At 64.7% G+C, this 18383-nt stretch carries 16 protein-coding genes and 1 tRNA gene; 12 read left to right on the top strand and 5 right to left on the bottom strand.

The genetic code is table 11. From position 1 onward, the window contains the following. Positions 1-12 precede the first annotated feature (12 nt). On the top strand, positions 13-423 hold the full coding sequence (locus ACVC7O_RS12030; RefSeq protein ID WP_458322371.1) for a VOC family protein: 411 nt from the start codon (positions 13-15) through the stop codon (positions 421-423). A gap of 19 nt (positions 424-442) precedes the next feature. Here ACVC7O_RS12030 and ACVC7O_RS12025 read toward each other — a convergent pair whose 3' ends face one another. Continuing rightward, positions 443-1195 carry an SDR family oxidoreductase gene (locus tag ACVC7O_RS12025; RefSeq protein ID WP_458322370.1) on the bottom strand — a complete coding sequence of 251 codons (753 nt, stop codon included), beginning with the start codon at positions 1193-1195 and terminating at the stop codon, positions 443-445. Positions 1196-1335: 140 nt separating this feature from the next. Next, positions 1336-3189, bottom strand: a complete 1854-nt coding sequence (locus ACVC7O_RS12020) for a BCCT family transporter (RefSeq protein ID WP_458322369.1) — start codon at positions 3187-3189, stop codon at positions 1336-1338. Between the two features lie 282 nt (positions 3190-3471). Between ACVC7O_RS12020 and ACVC7O_RS12015 the strand changes: the two genes are divergently transcribed. The 9 genes from ACVC7O_RS12015 to ACVC7O_RS11975 all read left to right on the top strand — a co-directional run bounded on the left by ACVC7O_RS12015 (position 3472) and on the right by ACVC7O_RS11975 (position 13453). Then, a complete protein-coding gene (locus tag ACVC7O_RS12015; protein ID WP_458322368.1) occupies positions 3472-4695 on the top strand; it encodes an aminotransferase class V-fold PLP-dependent enzyme in 1224 nt (407 codons plus the stop codon). A 68-nt stretch (positions 4696-4763) separates the two neighbouring features. Continuing rightward, positions 4764-6182, top strand: a complete 1419-nt coding sequence (locus tag ACVC7O_RS12010) for a cryptochrome/photolyase family protein (RefSeq protein WP_458322367.1) — start codon at positions 4764-4766, stop codon at positions 6180-6182. A gap of 75 nt (positions 6183-6257) precedes the next feature. Next, entirely contained in the window at positions 6258-7469 is a 1212-nt protein-coding gene (locus ACVC7O_RS12005; protein ID WP_458322366.1) for a class I SAM-dependent methyltransferase, read from the top strand. 27 nt (positions 7470-7496) lie between these two features. Beyond that, positions 7497-7937, top strand: a complete 441-nt coding sequence (locus ACVC7O_RS12000) for a TrgA family protein (RefSeq protein WP_458322365.1) — start codon at positions 7497-7499, stop codon at positions 7935-7937. A gap of 4 nt (positions 7938-7941) precedes the next feature. Beyond that, positions 7942-9057, top strand: coding sequence for an NUDIX domain-containing protein (locus ACVC7O_RS11995; RefSeq protein ID WP_458322364.1), 1116 nt, complete (start codon positions 7942-7944; stop codon positions 9055-9057). A gap of 54 nt (positions 9058-9111) precedes the next feature. Beyond that, positions 9112-10149 (top strand): cysteine synthase A, encoded by a 1038-nt coding sequence (locus ACVC7O_RS11990; protein WP_458322363.1) that lies wholly within the window; start codon positions 9112-9114, stop codon positions 10147-10149. Beyond that, the gene (locus ACVC7O_RS11985; RefSeq protein ID WP_458322362.1) at positions 10146-12491 is read left to right on the top strand and encodes a DUF3772 domain-containing protein; all 2346 of its coding nucleotides are present in this window, start codon (positions 10146-10148) and stop codon (positions 12489-12491) included. Before ACVC7O_RS11990 ends, ACVC7O_RS11985 begins: the two co-directional genes overlap by 4 nt. A gap of 93 nt (positions 12492-12584) precedes the next feature. Beyond that, positions 12585-12674 (top strand) — tRNA-Ser (locus ACVC7O_RS11980). Between the two features lie 113 nt (positions 12675-12787). Beyond that, the gene (locus ACVC7O_RS11975) at positions 12788-13453 is read left to right on the top strand and encodes an aquaporin (protein ID WP_458322361.1); all 666 of its coding nucleotides are present in this window, start codon (positions 12788-12790) and stop codon (positions 13451-13453) included. A 23-nt stretch (positions 13454-13476) separates the two neighbouring features. Here ACVC7O_RS11975 and ACVC7O_RS11970 read toward each other — a convergent pair whose 3' ends face one another. Then, positions 13477-13980 (bottom strand): DUF3299 domain-containing protein, encoded by a 504-nt coding sequence (locus ACVC7O_RS11970; protein WP_458322360.1) that lies wholly within the window; start codon positions 13978-13980, stop codon positions 13477-13479. Between the two features lie 80 nt (positions 13981-14060). Further along, positions 14061-15506: a MocR-like pyridoxine biosynthesis transcription factor PdxR gene (gene pdxR, locus ACVC7O_RS11965; protein WP_458322359.1), complete on the bottom strand. Its 1446-nt coding sequence runs from the start codon at positions 15504-15506 to the stop codon at positions 14061-14063. A gap of 70 nt (positions 15507-15576) precedes the next feature. On the opposite strand from pdxR, the gene ACVC7O_RS11960 reads away from it, so the two are divergent. Next, positions 15577-16230: a pyridoxamine 5'-phosphate oxidase family protein gene (locus ACVC7O_RS11960; protein ID WP_458322358.1), complete on the top strand. Its 654-nt coding sequence runs from the start codon at positions 15577-15579 to the stop codon at positions 16228-16230. A 157-nt stretch (positions 16231-16387) separates the two neighbouring features. Next, complete coding sequence (locus ACVC7O_RS11955; protein WP_458322357.1) at positions 16388-17374, top strand: NAD(P)/FAD-dependent oxidoreductase; 987 nt, start codon at positions 16388-16390, stop codon at positions 17372-17374. Here ACVC7O_RS11955 and ACVC7O_RS11950 read toward each other — a convergent pair. Further along, complete coding sequence (locus tag ACVC7O_RS11950) at positions 17371-18135, bottom strand: sulfite exporter TauE/SafE family protein (RefSeq protein WP_458322356.1); 765 nt, start codon at positions 18133-18135, stop codon at positions 17371-17373. The two genes, ACVC7O_RS11955 and ACVC7O_RS11950, sit on opposite strands and share 4 nt — an antisense overlap. Positions 18136-18383: the final 248 nt, after the last annotated feature.

Below are 18383 nucleotides of genomic sequence, written 5' to 3'. Positions count from 1 at the left end.
TGGGAGGGTGCCATGGATCTCAATCAGGTGACACTGGAGGTACGCGACTTCGATGAGGGGATTGCGTTTTACCTGCGGCTGGGGCTCAAGCTGATCGTGTCGGAACGCCGGGAATACGCGCGGTTCGAGCTGCCGTCGGGCTCGGCGACCCTCTCGCTGCATCTGGCGGAGCGGCCGCGGGTGGGCCGTGGGATGCTGTACTTCGAGGTGGAGGATGTGGACCGGACCTATGCCGCATTGCGCGAGAGCGGCGTGGCCTTCGAGACGCCACCGACCAATCAGGCGTGGCGCTGGCGGGAGGCGCGGTTCGCCGATCCGACCGGCAACAAGCTGTGCCTCTATCACGCCGGGCTGGACCGGCGGTTTCCGCCTTGGCGGCTGGAGGAGCCGTCTTATCCGCTGCCGAAGGGCGCAGCCCGGTGAGGGGGCCGCACTTGGGGGCTCAAGTCTTGCAGATCGAGTTGCCACCATCGGCCAGCATCGCGGTGCCGGTCACGAAGGAGGCCTGATCCGAGAGCAGGAAGAGAGCGGCCCGCGCAATCTCCTCCGGCTCGGCCATGCGTTTGAGCGCGTGCAACCCGCGCACCCATGCGTGGGACTGCGGGTCGTCGCCTGCCATCTCGGTCAGCGTGCCGCCGGGCAGCAGGGCGTTCACGCGGATGTTCTCCGGCCCGTGTTCGGCGGCGAGCACCTGCATCAGGCCGATGAGCCCCGCCTTGGTGGCCGCATAGGCGCCCATGCCGGGCAGGCCAATCGTGTGCCCCACGAAAGAGGAGGTGAAGACAAGCGCGCCGCCGCCACGCTGTTGCAGCGCGGGGATCTGGTGTTTGGCGGCATGGAAGGCGCTGGTCAGGTTGGTGCGGATGACCGCATCCCAGGTGTCCTCGTGCATTTGCGGCAGGGGGCTCATCTCGCCCGTGATCCCGGCGTTGTTGAAGGCGCCGTCGAGCCCCCCGAAGCGGTCTTGGGCGAGGGCAACGAGGGCGGCAGCGTAGGCAGCGTCGCCCACGTCGCCTGCGAGGGCGGCGGCAGTGCCGCCTGCGTCCTGGATCTTGGCGACCAGAGCGTCCAGACGGTCGGCGCGGCGGGCGCCGAGCACGACATTGGCGCCTTCCGCTGCGCAGAGTGTGGCGGCGGCAGCGCCGATGCCGCTGCTTGCGCCGGTGATGATGAATGTTTTTCCGTTCAGTCCCATGAGTGCCTCCAGAGTTGGGTCTGAGCCCGCGTCTAGGGGATGGGCCTGCCGTCGCGCGACCCGGTTTCTGCGGGAAGCGGGGGTGCGGTACGAAAAAGGGCGCCCCCAACGAGGCGCCCTTTCCGGAGGTGAGGCTCGATTTACTCGGCCGGTTGCGACTCGGGCTCTCCGACCGTCATGCCTGCCTTTTCGCGGCGCCCATCGTTCACCAGCGCCTTGATCAGCGCGAAGACCATGAGAACCATGACCATGGTGAAGGGCAGGGCGCCGACGATCATCGCATCCTGCAGGGGCGCCAACGCGTCGGCGTTGTTCGGGTCAATTGCCCCTGCGACGATCAGGCTGCCGATCACGAAGGTGAGGATCAGGCCCCAGATGATGCGGTGCTTGATGCCCGTTTCCTGCTCGCCGCCGGACATGATCGTGTTCATCACCAGGATGCCGGAGTCCGCCGAGGTGACCAGGAAGGTCATGATCAGCACCACGCACATGATGATCACCGCACCCAGGAGCCATTCGGGCACGATCATCTGGAGCGAGACGAAGAGCTTGTTGGTGTTCGACGCGGCGATGATTGCGCCGTCAGCCACGCCCTGAAGCTCATTATTCACCGCGGTGCCGCCCAGGATGGTCAGCCAGGCAAAGCAGACCAGGGCCGGGGCGATGACGCAGCCGAAGATGAACTCGCGGACCGTGCGGCCCTTGGAGATGCGCGCGAGGAACAGGCCCACGAAGGGCGAGAAGGCGATCCACCAGGCCCAGTAGAAGGTCGTCCACCCGGACTGCCAGCCGAAGAGGCGACCTTGGGTGCCCGCCTCATAGGCCGCGGCTTGAGCGGCAGGTGCCAGGGCCGCGGCGTCGCCTTCGAGGCCGGAGACGAAGCCGTCAAAGCTCCCCCAGGCGTTGGTGGCACCCCCGAAGAGGCTGCCTGCAACGGGCTGTGCCTCGGCGGGCAGGGCGGCGGCGAAGGTGGCTTCATCGAGCGGGCTGTAGGCCTCGAAGCTCAGCGGGATGAAGTTCCAGATGTAGTCCGCCAGCGCCGTCCCATAGGTCGTCAGCGAGAAGAGGAACGAGCCGAAGACGATGAAGGTGAGCAGCAACAGGAGCGACAGCACCAGGTTGAGGTTCGACAGGTACTTGATGCCGCGCCCGACGCCGGAGACGGCGGAGAGGATCGACATGCCCATGATGATCGAGAGCGCCGTGATCAGCCCGACGGTGGAGGGCTTCGCAGCTTCGCCTTCAGCGGCATCGCCCATCAGCCACTCCATTCCGGTGACGTTGTAGACACCGTCAACGAACTGGCTGACGCCGTAGCCGATGGTGACGGCGACGCCGAGGATGGTTGCGACCACGCCCAGCACGTCCACGATGTGACCAAGGAACCCATTGGCGAAACGCCCCAGAAGCGGGGTCAGCGCAGAGCGAATGGTGAGCGGCATGTCACGCGTATAGGCGTAGTAGGCAAGGCTGAGGCCCGTCACCACATAGATGGCCCAGGCATGAAAGCCGAAGTGCAGAAGCGAATAGCGGAAAGCCGATTGCACCGCTTCGGCGGAGTTGGGCTCGGCTCCCTGCGCCACGATCACCGGGTTGGAGCCCCAGAGCCCCACCGGTTCAGCGGTGGCGAAGACCATGAGCCCCACGCCAAGACCGGCCCCGAACATCATGGCGAACCATGAAAAGGTGGTGAATTCGGTCTTGGTGTCGGGCCCCCCGAGCTTGCGTTTGCCGACGGGCAGGACCGCCACGACAAACAGGAAGAAGGCAAAGAAGCCTACGGAGATGATGTAGAAGGCGTTGAAGTCCTGTAGCGTGGCCCAGTTCCAGGCGTCGAGCGTCTGGGTGGCCATGACGGGCCAGAGGATGGCCCAGAGCACCAGCGCGACCATGATGCTCTTGGAGATCAGGGCGATGGGCAGGCTGTAGCCTTCATAAAAGCCGGAATCCTGGGTATTGATCTCCAGCTCCGTAAACGGCGGTTTGACTGACATATGTTTTCTCTCTGTTGCGATCCGGCCGTCTTGATGGGTCGGTATCGGGGACAGACCGGCGGTGAGTGAGAGCGCGCCAAATATGTCTTCGGGCGCGGGTGCCGATCATTTGGGACACGCGGATGCCCGCGCGTTGGCCGAGTCTCGCAAAGGAATCCCGCCCCGGTTGTCACTTCCGCGACACTTCTTGTGCTAAAACGACGAAAATTGAGACTCGCTCGGATGACGTGCGCTTGCATTTCGGTTCTTGACCTGCGGTGACCTGCAAGGGACGGTGCGGCCATGACACTCGACACAGACTTCGTGCGCCGGCAGTTTCCGGCGTTTTCCGTGCCCCAGCTTGCGGGCCAGGCGTTTTTCGAGAATGCGGGCGGGTCCTATACCTGCGGTGCCGTGATCGACCGGCTGACGCGGTTCTACACCGAGCGGAAGGTGCAACCCTATGCGCCTTACGCGGCGAGTGAACTGGCGGGTGCAGAGATGGACGAGGCGCGGATGCGTCTTGCGGCGATCCTCGGGGTTGAGACTGACGAGTTGAGCTTTGGGCCGTCCACCACGCAGAACACTTACGTGCTGGCGCAGGCCTTTGCCGAGATGATGCAGCCGGGTGAGGCGATTGTGGTGACCAACCAGGATCACGAGGCGAACTCCGGCCCGTGGCGGCGGCTGGCGGCACGGGGCATCGAGATCCGGGAATGGCAGCTGGACCCGGAGACCGGGCATCTGGACCCGGCGGATCTGGAAGAGCTGCTCGATGACAGTGTGCGGCTGGTGTGCTTTCCGCATTGCTCGAACGTGGTGGGCGAGATCAACCCGGTGACCGAGATCACCGCGCTCGCCCATGCGGCGGGGGCGTTCACTTGCGTCGATGGTGTGTCCTACGCACCGCATGGGCTGCCGGATGTGGGCAGCCTGGGGCCGGATATCTATATGTTCTCGGCCTACAAGACCTATGGGCCGCATCAGGGGTTGATGGTGATCCGCGGGACCTTGGGCGCGCTGCTGCCCAATCAGGGGCACCATTTCAACGGCGACGTGCTCTACAAGCGCTTCACGCCCGCGGGGCCGGATCACGCGCAGGTGGCGGCCTGTGCGGGCATGGCGGATTACATTGATGCGCTTTATGACCATCATATCGGCGGGCAGGCCACCCCGGTGGAGAAAGGCCGTGCCGTGCATGACCTGATGCGGGCGCATGAGATCGCGCTGTTGCAGCCGCTGCTGGACGCGGTGGCGGCGCGCAATTCCGTCCGGTTGCTGGGGCCGGTCGAGGCGGAGAGGCGCGCGCCGACCGTGGCTCTGGCGCTGGCGCACCCTGGGGAGGAGGTCGCAGCCCGCCTTGCCGCGCATGGGATCATGGCGGGGGGCGGCGATTTCTATGCGGGCCGGGCGCTCGACGCGATGGGCGTGGCCGCGGACAAGGGCGTGCTGCGCCTCAGTTTCACGCATTACACGAGCCGCGCAGAGATCGATCAGCTGCGCGTGGCGCTTGATGATGTTTTGTGACCCAACGGGTTGATCCAAAGCGATTTGGCTTACGTAGCATTTGATATGAATTGCAAAGGCTGCGCTGTGTGAGCTCCTCTCCTGTACTTGTCTGGTTCCGCCGGGATTTCCGGCTCAGCGACCATCCGGCCTTGCACGCGGCCTGCAAAAGCGGGCGCCCGGTGATCCCGGTGTTCATCCACGACGATGCGGTTGATGCGCTGGGCGCGGCGCCGAAGTGGCGGTTGGGGCTGGGCCTGGAGTGCTTTGACGCGGCTTTGCGCGAGAAAGGCAGCCGGTTGGTCCTGCGCCGTGGGGACGCGCTGGAGGTGTTGCAGGCGCTGGTCGCCGAGACCGGGGCCGAGGCGGTCTATTGGTCGCGGCTCTATGATCCGGAGGCTGTGAAACGCGACACGGACGTAAAATCCGCGCTGAAAGACGCGGGGATCGAGGCCAAGTCGTTTGGCGGGCACCTGATGTTCGAACCCTGGACGGTCGAGACCAAGACCGGCGGGTTCTACAAGGTCTACACGCCCTTCTGGAACATGGTAAAATCGCGTGAGGTCGAAGCGCCGCTGCCTGCGCCACCTGATATCCCGGCGCCGGACGCGTGGCCCGAGAGCGAGGATTTGGACAGTTGGGCGCTGGGGGCGGCGATGGACCGTGGGGCGGCGGTCGTGCGGCCCCATGTGCGGCTCGGCGAAAAAGCGGCACAATCGCGGCTCGGCGCCTTCATTGCGCAGATCGTGGCGCAGTATGACACCACGCGTGACCAGCCTGCGGTCGACGGCACCTCCGGGCTGTCCGAGAACCTCAGCCTGGGCGAGATCAGCCCGCATCAGTGCTGGCATGCGGGGCTTCGGGCGCGGGAGGAGGGCAAACCGGGGGCGGAGACCTTCCTGAAAGAGCTGGTCTGGCGCGAGTTTGCCTATCACCTGATGCACCACACGCCGCAGTTGCTGACCGGTAACTGGAAGGAAGACTGGGACGCCTTCCCCTGGAACCAGGACGAGCGCCGCGCCGAGGTGCAGCGCTGGAAGTATGGGAAGACGGGCATTCAGTTTGTCGATGCGGCGATGCGCGAAATGTATGTGACCGGGCGGATGCACAATCGGGGCCGCATGATCGTGGCCAGTTATCTGACGAAACATCTGCTTTGCCACTGGAAGATCGGGCTCAAGTGGTTCGAGGACTGTCTGATCGACTGGGACCCGGCGAGCAATGCGATGGGCTGGCAGTGGTCGGCTGGTTCCGGCCCCGATGCCACACCGTATTTCCGCGTGTTCAATCCGGTCACGCAGCTCGACAAGTTCGACAAGGACCGGGCCTACGTGCGCCGCTGGATTGCGGAGGGGCGCAAAACCCCGTCCGACGAGGCGCTGTCCTACTTCCACGCGGTGCCGCGGAGTTGGGGGCTGAGCCCCGAAGATCACTATCCTGAGCCCGTGGTGCCCGCCGATGAGGGCAGAAAACGGGCGCTGGACGCTTACGAGAACCGCGGGTTTTAGAAAATGAAGCAATATCAACTTGCTATGACAGATGTGTCAGCCTAGCTTGACAGGGATGCGAAACGGGGAGCGCAGATGATTTTCACGACCACGAAGGGGCAGACGGGGCTGCCACGATATTTTGCCCATGTCTTTGCCATGGCGCAGCAGATGCAGAGCGGGCGGGCGGATTTCATCCTGCCGGACGGGCGCCGGTTTCGGGCCGAGGGCCGGGCGCCGGGCCCGGTGGCCGAGCTGCACATTCACAATCGCGACCTCTTTGCGCGGCTGATCCGCGAAGGCGACCTGGGCTTCTGCGATGCCTATCTCGACGCCTGGTGGTCGACGCCCGATTTGCAAGCCTTCATGGATCTGGTGCATGAGCAGGACAACGAGCATCTCTACGATGGCTTCCCCGGCATGATCGTGCTGCGGAATTTCGAGAAGTTCCGCTATTGGATGCAGCGCAACCACAAGAAGCAGGCGCGCCGCAACATCAGCTTTCACTATGATCTGGGCAATGAGTTCTATGGGCTCTGGCTCGACGACACGATGACCTATTCCTCCGCGCTCTTCGAGAACGGGCAGGAGAGCACGGAGAAGGCGCAGATCGCCAAGTACAAGTCCATGGTAGACGAAATGGGTGCGCAGCCCGGCGATCACATCTTGGAGATCGGCTGTGGCTGGGGCGGCTTTGCGGAGTATGCCGCGAAGGAGCGTGGGCTGAAGGTCACCGGGCTGACGATCTCGGAAGAGCAGTTTAAGTATGCGCAACAGCGCATTGAAAAAGCTGGGCTTTCAGATCGTGTGGACTTCAAGCTGCAGGATTATCGCGACGAGACAGGCATCTATGACGGCATCGCCAGCATCGAGATGTTCGAGGCTGTAGGCGAGCGCTACTGGCCCGCCTATTTCAGCGTGGTGCGCGACCGATTGAAGCCGGGCGGAGCGGCGACTCTGCAGATCATCACCGTCGCGGACCGGCGCTGGAAGGTGTACAAGCGCGGGGTCGATTTCATCCAGAAATATATCTTCCCGGGCGGTATGCTGCCCAGCCCCAGCGTGCTGCGCGAGCAGATCGGCAAGGCCGGGCTCGCGGTGGAGCGCTCCATCGAGTTTGGCGAAAGCTATTCGGTGACGCTGCGCCGCTGGCACGAGACCTTCAACGAGAAATGGGACCAGGTGAGCCACCTGGGCTTTGATGATCGGTTCCGGCGGTTGTGGAATTTTTACCTCACCTCTTGTGCTGCGACCTTTGAAAGTGCGAATTGTGATGTTACGCAGATCACCGTGAAGCGGCCGGGATAGGGTCGCGAGACCGATAAGGACGACCCAATGCCCGACGCCGCCCGCCTTGTTGCCGCAATTTGCATCGGCATTGTGGGCTACATCGTGTCGCTCCAGATCATCCCGCTCATGCCCGAAAGCACCGATTTCGGCTATTTCATCTATGTGAATGCGGTGCTGGGTGTCTTCGTGGGCTGGATCGTGATGGGGAAACGCGCGGGTCGCGGGCTGGCGGCGGCGGTGAACAACGGCTTTGGCGGCGTGTTGATGCTGGTGCTCTGGGGGCTCTTCATCCACTCGTGTGTGCAGATGTTCGACCGGGCGATGGCGAACTGGTACAATGGCGCCTTCCAGGCGTTGCTGGCGATCATCAAGTTCATGGCCGAATACGGGCTGGTGCTGATCAACCCGCTGGTGATCTTCACGCTGGTCGCGGGTGGGCTGCTGGCCGGGTTGCTGACCGAATACGCCTGGCGCACATGGCGGTGAGCCCATGGGGGCCGTGAGCCCGCTTTTCTTTTTTGGCACGCTGCGGCACCCGCCTCTGATTGAGGCGGTGATGGGCGATATTGGGCATCTGTCCCTGGAGGCGGCGCAGGTCTCGGGCTACCGGGTAGAGGCCGCGCGGGAGGGTCCGTTCCCGGTCATCACGGTCGAGCCAGGTGCCGTCACCTCGGGCCTTCGGGCCGAGGGCCTGCGCCCGGGCGATGTGGCAAAGCTCGACTATTATGAACAGGCCTTTGGGTACCGTCTCGTTGATGTCACGCTGGTGGATGGCGCGGCGGCGCGCGCCTATATGCCCGAGGACGGTCTCTGGACGCCGGATGGGCCATGGTCGCTTGAGGAGTGGGCGCAGGACTGGGGCGCCCTCAGCGTTGCAGCAGCGCGGGAGGTCATGAGTTATCGCGGCCTCAAGACGCCTGCCGAGGTCGGCGCGATCTTCCCCCGTATCCGCGCGCGCGCCTGGTCGCAGATCAAGGCCGCGGAGAGCCGTCACGGGGCAGGGACGCTGGACGGGGAGATCGAACTGATCGCCCGCCGCCGCCCCTATGCCGCCTTCTTCGCGCTTGACGAGCTTGACCTGCGCCACACGCGCTTTGACGGGTCCATGGGCCCAGAGATGACGCGTGGGGTTTTCGTGGTTTCGGACGCGGCGCTTGTGTTGCCCTATGATCCGAGACGTGACCGCGTGCTGCTGGTGGAGCAGATGCGCGTTGGCCCGCTGGCGCGCGGCGATCGCGCCTGCTGGCAGCTGGAGCCCATCGCCGGGTTGATCGACGCCGGCGAGACCGCTGAAGCGGCAGCCCGGCGCGAAGCGATGGAAGAAGCCGGGCTCACGCTCGGGGCGCTGCATCCCGTGGGCGAGACCTATGCTTCGCCGGGCAATTCGACCGAGTTCTATTGCACCTTCGTGGGTCTCGCCGATCTGCCGGAGAGTGCTGCGGGTCTTGGTGGGTTGGAGGCCGAGCAGGAGGACATCCGCGCGCATCTGATGTCCTTCGACGCGCTGATGGAGCTTTGCGACAGCGGGCAGGCGGCGAACACGCCGCTGGTCATGATCGCCTACTGGCTGGCCCGGCACCGGGACCGATTTCGCAGCGCCTCTTGAGGTCGCGCCACCGCACGGCTAGGTGTGGGAGACGTTTACGAGAGGACCTCACCGATGCATGTTGCGAGCGATCTGGCTGCGGCCATTGGAAACACCCCGCTCATTCGCTTGAAGCAGGCCAGTGAGGCGACGGGCTGCGAGATCCTCGGCAAGGCGGAGTTCATGAACCCCGGCCAGTCGGTCAAGGATCGGGCAGCCCTCTTCATCATCAAGGATGCGGTGGAGAAGGGGCTTCTGCGCCCCGGTGGCACCATCGTGGAAGGCACCGCGGGCAACACCGGGATCGGGCTGGCGCTGGTGGGCGCGTCGATGGGGTTCAAGACGGTGATCGTGATCCCCGAGACGCAGAGCCAGGAGAAGAAGGACATGCTGCGGCTGGCGGGTGCCGAGCTGGTGCAGGTGCCCGCCGCCCCTTATCGCAATCCGAACAATTTCGTGCGCTATTCGGAGCGTCTGGCCCATGAGATGGCGCGCACGACCAATGAAGGCGTGATCTGGGCCAATCAGTTTGACAACGTGGCCAACCGTCAGGCGCATGTTGAGACCACGGGGCCGGAGATCTGGGCGCAGACCGACGGCAAGGTGGATGGGTTCATCTGTGCGGTGGGCTCGGGCGGCACACTTGCGGGGGTGTCGGAGGTTCTTAAGCCCAAGGGCGTGAAGATCGGACTGGCCGACCCCGACGGCGCCTCGCTCTACAATTATTATACCAGTGGTGAGCTGGTGATGTCCGAAGGCTCTTCGATCAACGAGGGGATCGGACAGATCCGGATCACGAAGAACCTCGAAGGGTTCACCCCGGACTACGCCTATAACATCCACGATTCCGAGGCCTTGCCGATTGTCTTTGACCTGCTGCAGCATGAGGGGCTGTGCCTGGGTGGCTCGTCGGGGGTCAACATCGCAGGCGCGATGCGCATGGCGCGCGAGATGGGGCCGGGGCATACCATCGTGACCATCCTTTGTGATTTCGGCACGCGCTATCAGTCCAAGCTCTTCAACCCCGAGTTCCTGAAAAGCAAGGGCCTGCCCGTGCCGGGCTGGATGGACCGCGCACCGATGAGCATCCCGGGCGTGTTCGAAGACGTATGAGATTGGTTCTGCATGCGCTCTGCGGGCTCGCGCTGATCGCCTTTCTGGCGTGGTGTTTGCCCGCCAGCGCGCAGCAGCAGGATGCGGGCCCGAACTTCCAGGCCTGGGACAGTGTTGCCTCGCTGGCCGAGGAGGCCATCGAACGAGAGACGGCCAGCAACGAACGCTTTGAACGGCTGCGCGCCGAGATTGCCGAGTACCGCTCTGACTTCACCGAAGGCACCCGCGTCAACGCCGAGCGGATTGCGACGCTGCGCAGCCAGATCGATGCCCTGGGCCCGGTGCCGGACAACGGGGAAGAGCCCGCCGATATCGCCGGGCGCCGCGCCCAGCTGGAGGCGCAGCTGGAGACGTTGCAGGCTCCCGTGCGTGTCTCGGAAGAGGCCTTTCGCCGGGCCGACGGGCTGATCCGCGAGATCGACGCGATCATCCGCGAACGCCAGGCACAACGGTTGCTGGCCCTCGGCCCGTCGCCGCTCAACCCGGTGCATTGGCCGATTGTCTTTGAAGACTTCGGCACCATCCTGCGCGGGCTCGCGCTGGAGCTTGAGACGATCCGCGACCCGGTGCGGCGCCAGCAGATGGCCGAGAACCTGCCGCTGGTGCTGCTGCTGCTGGCTATTGCGCTGGCGCTTATCATCCGCGGGCGGCATTGGGCGGGGCTCTGGCTCAGCTATCTGCGGCGCTGGGGCGGGCGCGGCTCGGGCGTCTGGCGGTTCCTGGTCTCGCTGCTGCGCATCGGCTTGCCGCTGGCGGGCCTGTTGATCCTGACCCATGCGGTTCGGCTGACCGGGCTTGTGGGCGAGCGTATGGATCAGATTCTCGAAGCGCTGCCGGTCTTCGGGTTTGTGCTGCTGTGGTTCCGCTGGCTGGCCGAACGGCTTTTTGCGCGCGACGACGATGACGCGCTGATCCAGCTGCCGCCGGGCAAACGCTCGGCGGTGCGGTTCTACATGCTGCTGCTGTCGCTGCTCTTTGTCTCGCGGGGCGTGGTAAATCTGATCGTGGGCTTCGAAGAGGTCGATCCGGCGACTGATGCGGTGATGGCCTTCCCCATCGTTGTGCTGATCGCGCTGGTGCTGGGACCCATCGGGGTGACGCTGCGCGGCTACAAGGTAGAGACCGACCCCGAGAGCGAGGACGCGCCGCGCGGTGTTGGCCTTGCGCGGGTGGTGCGCACGGCGGGCACAGCGCTGGTCGTGGTGTCGATGGTTGCGCCGATCATGGCCGCGGTGGGCTATGCCGAAGCAGGGGACGCGCTGCTCTACCCGACGCTGGTCAGCTTGCTGATCCTCGGCTTCGTGGTCACGCTGCAGCGCTTCTCGGTTGACCTCTATGGTCTAATCACAGGCGATCTGGAGAACGCGCGCGATGCGCTGATCCCGGTGCTGGTGGGCTTTGCGCTGGTGATCTGCGCGATCCCGCTGCTGGCGCTGGCCTGGGGCGCGCGCGTGGCCGACCTGACCGAGGTCTGGTCGATGTTCAGCCGTGGTTTTGCCATCGGCGACACCCGCATCTCGCCCGGTGATTTCCTGACCTTTGCGGTGATCTTTGCCGCCGGCTACGCCATCACTCGGCTGGTGCAGAGCACGATGCGGGTGAACGTGCTGCCCAAGACCCGGATGGACATCGGCGGGCAGAATGCGATTGTCTCGGGCCTTGGGTATGTCGGAATTTTCCTGGCTGCGGTGCTGGCGATCACCGGGGCGGGCATTGACTTGTCGTCGTTGGCCATTGTGGCCGGTGCGCTGTCGGTCGGCATCGGCTTTGGCCTGCAGACCATCGTGTCGAACTTCGTCTCGGGCATCATCCTGCTGATCGAACGTCCGATTTCCGAAGGCGACTGGATCGAGGTCGGCGGGCAGATGGGCTATGTGAAGGACATCTCGGTGCGTGCCACACGGATCGAGACCTTCGACCGGACGGATGTGATCGTGCCCAATGCCGATCTGGTCTCGGGCACCGTTACCAATTACACGCGCGGCAATAAGGTCGGGCGGTTGATCGTGCCGATTGGTGTGGCTTACGGCACTGATACGCGGCGGGTCGAGGCCCTTCTGCGCGAGATCGCCGAGGACCAGCCGATGGTGCTGCGCAACCCGGCACCACTGATCCTGTTCAACAACTTCGGCGCGGACTCGCTGGAGTTCGAAATCCGCGTGATCCTGCGCGACGTGAACTGGATCATGGCGGTGAAGAACGACATCAACCATGCCATTGCAGAGCGGTTCGCCGAGGAGGGCATCGAGGTGCCCTTTGCGCAGCGCGACGTCTGGCTGCGCAACCCCGAAGCCCTGCAGCCGCGCGGAGAGACACCCCCACCAGCCTCCGAAGAGAGCTGAACGGCGCGGGCTGGAAACGGCAAGGTTTCCAAGGCGGGAAAGGCGATTTTGGCTCTTGCAATGCGGCGGGTTGCCGGGCTACACCGCCCGGACGGAGCGGTGGCCGAGTGGTCGAAGGCGCACGCCTGGAAAGTGTGTAGGCGGGAGACCGTCTCCAGGGTTCGAATCCCTGTCGCTCCGCCACTCACCCTCATCCAGATTGTTGTCGTTATCGGACGAAATGTCATGCTGTCTTTCTCTTGAAACACACACCCGGAATGATGTCATAAGCGCAGCAGAACGATCTGGGGGCAGGGATGACAGTCAACCGACGGGTGATGGCCGAGTGGCTCGGCACCTTCTTTCTTTTGGCCACCGTGGTTGGCTCGGGCATCATGGCCGAGCGGCTTGCGGGCGGGAACGTGGCGATTGCGCTGCTCGGGAACACCTTGCCGACGGGGGCGATCCTCGTTGTTCTGATCACGATGTTGGGCCCGGTTTCGGGCGCGCATTTCAACCCGGCGGTGACCCTCGCCTTCGCCCTGCGCTGCGAGATTACGCTGCGGCTGGCGGGCTTCTATGTGGCCGCGCAGATCATCGGCGGGATTTCCGGCGTGTGGGTGGCGCATGTGATGTTCGAGCATCCGCTGCTTGATCTGTCGCAGACCGCGCGCAGCGGGCTGGGCCAATGGACGGGTGAGTTTGTCGCGACCTTCGGCCTGGTGGGAGCCATCCTGGCGTGCCTGAAAGCGCGGCCCTCGGCGGTTCCCATGGTGGTGGGGCTCTATATCACCGCGGCGTATTGGTTCACCTCGTCGACCTCATTTGCCAACCCGGCAGTGACCATCGCACGCGCCTTCTCCGACACCTTTGCGGGGATCGCGCCGGGGGATGTGGTCGCCTTTGTCGCCGTGCAACTGGTGGCGGCCACGCTCGCGACGATTTTCTTTGGCTGGTTGCTGGAAGAGCCGTTGGGCGACTAAGGCTGCGCGGTCTTAGCTGTTTCCTACCATTCGAAGAGCTCGATGTGGTCCGCAGTCATCTCATAGCCGATCTCGGCGAGTTCGGTTGATTGCAGCGCGTGGCGCATCTGACCGGTGACCCAGACCGCGTCCCAGAGGCCTGATCCGACCCAGGGTGCCGCGGTCTCGACCACAACCAGCTGGTTTGCCGGGGGTGGTGGCACGTGGATGCAAGCGCCGACATAGGGGACAAGGATGAAGCGGGTCACGCCCGCCGCGCCGAGATCAAGCGGGATGATGTAGCCCGGCATCCGGATGTAGGCGCCATCGAGGTCGGCGTTCAGCTTGGTGGCATTCTCGTCGAAGATCGGGCGCCAGGTGTCATTCTCCAGATCGATATCGCCATCGGCGATGATCTCCGAATAGGGCACGCCGGGCGGGATGAGATCGTCCCAGGCGACCTGCCGTGGCGTTGCGGCTTGGCCCGCGCGCGGCAACGCGGCCAGCGCGGCGGCGGTGGTGATCAGCCTGCGGCGGGTGACTGACATATGCTGAGGCACTCGGTTTGATGGACAGGTATCTAACACTGACGGGCGGTGGTTGGTAGCTTTGAGACCTCTGGTCGGCTTCACGTTTGCGCCAGCGTGCCGGGAGCCAGCGCGCCGAGCACCGTGGTGAGCGTGGCGGTCGCTGCGCTCAGGGCCGCTTCGTCGAACCCCGCATAGCCCAGCAACAGGCCTTGAGGCGCGTCCGGCAGGACGCAATGCGCAGACAGTGCGCGCACCGTGAGGCCCGCCGCGCCACAGGCGGCGGCGATCTCCACGTCACGGCAGTCTGCGGCGAGCGCGGGGCGCAGCGGACAGCACAGGTGCATGCCGGACGGGTCTGGCCGCAGCTCCAACAGCGGTGCGAGCGGCGCCAGCGCGTCGAGCAGATGCGCTTGCCGTTTGGCATAGGTGCGGCGACAGCGGCGGAGGTGAATTGCAAACTCGCCGCTGTCCATGAAAGTGGCGAGCGCGGGCTGTGGAACCAGCGAAGCGCGCACGCCGCTGCGCTGAATCGCCTTCCGCGCGGGGTCGATCAACGTCTGGGGGATCACCACGTAACCGAGCCGCAGCGTGGCGCTCAAGAGCTTCGAAAAACTGCCGAGATAGACCGTGCGTTCAAGCCGGTCGAGCCCGGAGAGCGCGGGCAGCGGTTGGCCCTCGTAGCGGAACTCGCTGTCATAATCATCTTCGATGATCAGCGCGCCGTGGCTGCGTGCCCAGTCGAGCAGCGCGAGGCGCCGCGCCAGCGGCATGGGCCGTCCGGTCGGGAAGTGGCGCGAGGGCGTGACAACGGCGGCCTGAGCCATGGGCAGATGCGCTGGATCGAGGCCGTCTGCGTCGATCCTGACCGGATGGCCCTGCAGGCCCGCGCGCCGCAGCGCTGCGCGCAAGGGCGACCAGCCGGGGTCCTCGATCACGACCGCCGCTTCGGACGTGGGGCCGATGCTGAACAGCAGATCGAAGGCATCAGACGCCCCTGCCGTCATGATGATCTGGGCCGGGTCACAGGTGAGCCCGCGCCAGGCGGCCAGATGCGCGCTGATCGCCTGTCGGAGCGGGTACCAGCCAAAGGGATCGGGCGCGGCGAGAAGCCCCGGCTCGGGCGCGCGCCAGGCCCGTTCCAGATGCCGGGCCCAAAGCCGGTGCGGAAACAGCGCGGGATCGGGCACACCGGCCTGAAACGGTTGGATCGGCTGCGGCGCCGGTGGATCAGCCTCCGGGCGCGGGGCGGGCGAGGCCAGATGCGGGACGTGATGGGCCACAAAGGTTCCGCCGCCCCTGCGAGCCGAGAGATAGCCCTCGCCAAGCAGCTGATCATAGGCGGTCGTCACCGTCATCCGCGACACCGAGAGCTCGGCTGCGAGCGCGCGGCTTGCCGGCAGGCGCGCGCCCGCCGCCTCGGCCTGTGACAGGATCAGCGCGCGCAGCGCATCGGCGAGCTGCACATGCAGCGGGCGCGGGGCGTGCCGGTCGAGCGCAAGCGCAAAGAGTGCTGCATTCAAATTGGACTGGGATTTTTTCTGCATACTGGACATGTCGTCATATCCAATAGCCTGCTAGCTGCCATCGGGCAACCACAGCCGGAGACCTGGAAAAATGACCGAAACCCTGCCCATCACCGACCGCGCGCGCCTGCGCCGCCTGCACGATCGCGGGCATTTCGACCGCGAGACCATCAATGCGGTGCTGGATGCGCAGCCGCTGTGCAGCGTCGGCTATGTGTTCGATGGCAAACCCTATGTCACGCCGACGCTGCAATGGCGCGAGGGCAATCATGTGTATTGGCACGGGTCCTCGGCCAGTCGCGGGTTGCGGCGGTCCAAGGATGCGGAGGTCTGCCTGACCGTGGCGATCCTCGATGGGTTCGTGCTGGCCCGCTCGGGCATGCACCACTCGGTAAACTCGCGGTCGGTGATGCTCTATGGCAAGGCCGTGAAGGTCGAGGACCCGGACGTGAAGCTGGAAAAGCTGCGGACCTTTGTGAACGGGCTGTTTCCAGGCCGCTACGAGATGCTGCGGCCGGACCATGCGCAGGACCTGAAGGCGACGATGGTACTGGGGATGGAAATCGCCGAGGGCAGTGCCAAGATTCGGACCGGTGGGCCTGTGGATGACGAGGAGGACTATGCGTTGCCGATCTGGGCCGGGGTGATCCCCGTGCGCACCGAGGTTGGCGACGTGATCCCTGACCCGCGCAACCTCGACGGGGTCGAGATGCCGGAGCATGTGCGGAGTTTCCGCCCCGCCTGACGCGCAGGGCGCTAGGTCTCCAAGCCTTGGTATTTCGCCTCCATACGGATGCGTTTGTTTGCGGCGCTCATCTGCGATCCAGCGTCCGATCGCATTCGCCTATGGTCTGATGAAGGCCGCGTGCTACCTGACGGATCGGGCAGCATGAGAGGCGGATATGGGCGACAGGACACGGATTGCGATCATCGGCGCGGGGCTCACGGGCCTGACATTGGCCCGGGCGCTGCAGCCCATAGCGGCGGTGACCGTGCTGGAGAAGTCACGCGGTCTGGGGGGGCGCATGTCGACCCGCCGGGCGGACCCCTTCGCCTTTGATCACGGCGCGCAGTATTTTTCGGCCAAGGGGGCGGCGTTCCGGGAGTTCCTGGCGCCACATCTTGCCAGCGGTGTCGTGCAGCCGTGGACCCCGCGCCGCACGGTTCTGCCGGAGAGCGCTGAGCTGCCGCCGGACTGGACCGCGCCGCGCTATGTGGCGGTGCCGGGCATGACGGCGCTCGCCAAGGCCTTGACCGAGGGGTTGGCCGTGGAGCGTGCGGCGCATGTGAGCGCAATTCAACGCGAGGGCGGCGCATGGCGGCTGACCGATCGAGAGGGCGAGAGCCTCGGCGCCTATGATTGGGTCATCAGCACGGCCCCTGCGGTGCAGACCGCAGCGCTCATGCCAGAGGCCTTCGCCGGACACGCCGCGCTTGCCGAGACGAAGATGCAGGGATGCTATAGCCTGATGCTGGGTTTCGATAAGCCCCTGGATGTGTCGTGGGACGCGGCTTGGGTGCGCGAGGCGCCATTGGCCTGGATTGCGGTCGATTCATCGAAGCCCGGGCGCGGTGCGGCCACGTGTGTCGTCGCCCAGGCCTCCAATGACTGGGCCGGGGCCAATCTCGAACGGGATCAAGGCGCGGTGCGCGAGGAACTGGTGCAGGCTTTTGTGGAGGTCACCGGGCTATCGGCGGCAGAGGCGGCATATGTAAGCCTGCATCGCTGGCGCTATGCCAATGTGACCGTGCCAGCGGGTGCGCCGTTTCTGCTCGATGCTGATACCGGGTTGGCGGCGGCGGGGGACTGGTGCGGTGCGGGCAAGGTCGAGGCCGCTTTTGAGAGCGCCACCGCGTTGGCTGGTGCGTTGCGGGCGCAGCTGGCTTAAGGCGTGGGGAGCACCAGCGCCGTGCCGCCCGCGTAGATCAGCCGCAGCGCGAGTAGTGTCAGGATCACCGTCAGCGCGCGTTTGAAGGTCACCTCGTCGATGCGCAGAAGCACAGATCGGCCCGCCAGCGTGCCGAGGACACCAAACAGGATCAACAGCGCAACAAAGCCGATCCACTGCGCAAAGGCAAAGCCGAGCACGCCGAAGGCGATGGTCTTGAGCAGATGTTGCACGGTCATCAGCGCGGCGTGGGTCGCCACATGGGACACGCGGTCGAGGCCCAGTGTCTTGACGAAGGCTGCGATGAACGGGCCGGTGCCGCCCACGAACATGGTCAGGCCGCTGGAGAGCAGGCCCGTGAGACCCGCGGAGCGGCTCATGAGGCCGGGGATGGGCAGATAGAGCGTCCAGAGGACGAAGAGGCCGACGACGATTTGCAAGACACCGGCGTCGAGCTGGACCACGACGCTGCTGCCCGCCGCGACGCCCAGCACAGCGCCAATTACAAAAGGTGTCAGGTGACGGCGGTCGATCTGTGCACGAAAGATGACAGCCGGTCCGGCATTCGAGCCCAGTTGCACTAGCCCATGCACCGGGATGATCGCCGGAGCAGGCAAAAGGGTTGCCATGACGGCGAGCATGATCACGCCGCCACCGATGCCGAAGGCGGCGGTGATCAGAGAGCTGAAAAAGCTCACGCTCAGCAGGGTGAGCGCGATGGGCCAGCTCAGCCCGGCGAGCAGGAGGTCAGCGGCGGTCATGTGTTATCCTGCAGGGTATTGGTATCTTCATGTGACGCATTAAATTCTCAATATAATATTTTGTAGTAGTTATATTTACTTTCGAATAGCGTGCGAGGCCTTCAGTTTTCAGAGGCTGCATCTTTGAATATAGGGTATCTTCATCGTACGGCGGAGCATATGTCCCTCTCTTTTGTCAAACTGCAGATCAGAGTGGATTACGAATGCTTTGGCGGTGTTGGGGACGCCTCGCAAATCGACCGCGCGAC

It is taken from the genome of Roseobacter cerffii, assembly GCF_054226325.1.
Note: the sequence above shows the minus strand (reverse complement) of the source record. Positions and strands in the feature narration are given on the sequence as shown.

Coding starts and splice junctions, on each gene's coding strand:
- ACVC7O_RS12030 (WP_458322371.1), top strand. CDS start 13: ATGGATCTCAATCAGGTGACACTGGAGGTACGCGACTTCGATGAGGGG.
- ACVC7O_RS12025 (WP_458322370.1), bottom strand. CDS start 1,195: ATGGGACTGAACGGAAAAACATTCATCATCACCGGCGCAAGCAGCGGC.
- ACVC7O_RS12020 (WP_458322369.1), bottom strand. CDS start 3,189: ATGTCAGTCAAACCGCCGTTTACGGAGCTGGAGATCAATACCCAGGAT.
- ACVC7O_RS12015 (WP_458322368.1), top strand. CDS start 3,472: ATGACACTCGACACAGACTTCGTGCGCCGGCAGTTTCCGGCGTTTTCC.
- ACVC7O_RS12005 (WP_458322366.1), top strand. CDS start 6,258: ATGATTTTCACGACCACGAAGGGGCAGACGGGGCTGCCACGATATTTT.
- ACVC7O_RS12000 (WP_458322365.1), top strand. CDS start 7,497: ATGCCCGACGCCGCCCGCCTTGTTGCCGCAATTTGCATCGGCATTGTG.
- ACVC7O_RS11995 (WP_458322364.1), top strand. CDS start 7,942: ATGGGGGCCGTGAGCCCGCTTTTCTTTTTTGGCACGCTGCGGCACCCG.
- ACVC7O_RS11990 (WP_458322363.1), top strand. CDS start 9,112: ATGCATGTTGCGAGCGATCTGGCTGCGGCCATTGGAAACACCCCGCTC.
- ACVC7O_RS11985 (WP_458322362.1), top strand. CDS start 10,146: ATGAGATTGGTTCTGCATGCGCTCTGCGGGCTCGCGCTGATCGCCTTT.
- ACVC7O_RS11975 (WP_458322361.1), top strand. CDS start 12,788: ATGACAGTCAACCGACGGGTGATGGCCGAGTGGCTCGGCACCTTCTTT.
- ACVC7O_RS11970 (WP_458322360.1), bottom strand. CDS start 13,980: ATGTCAGTCACCCGCCGCAGGCTGATCACCACCGCCGCCGCGCTGGCC.
- pdxR (WP_458322359.1), bottom strand. CDS start 15,506: ATGCAGAAAAAATCCCAGTCCAATTTGAATGCAGCACTCTTTGCGCTT.
- ACVC7O_RS11960 (WP_458322358.1), top strand. CDS start 15,577: ATGACCGAAACCCTGCCCATCACCGACCGCGCGCGCCTGCGCCGCCTG.
- ACVC7O_RS11955 (WP_458322357.1), top strand. CDS start 16,388: ATGGGCGACAGGACACGGATTGCGATCATCGGCGCGGGGCTCACGGGC.
- ACVC7O_RS11950 (WP_458322356.1), bottom strand. CDS start 18,135: ATGACCGCCGCTGACCTCCTGCTCGCCGGGCTGAGCTGGCCCATCGCG.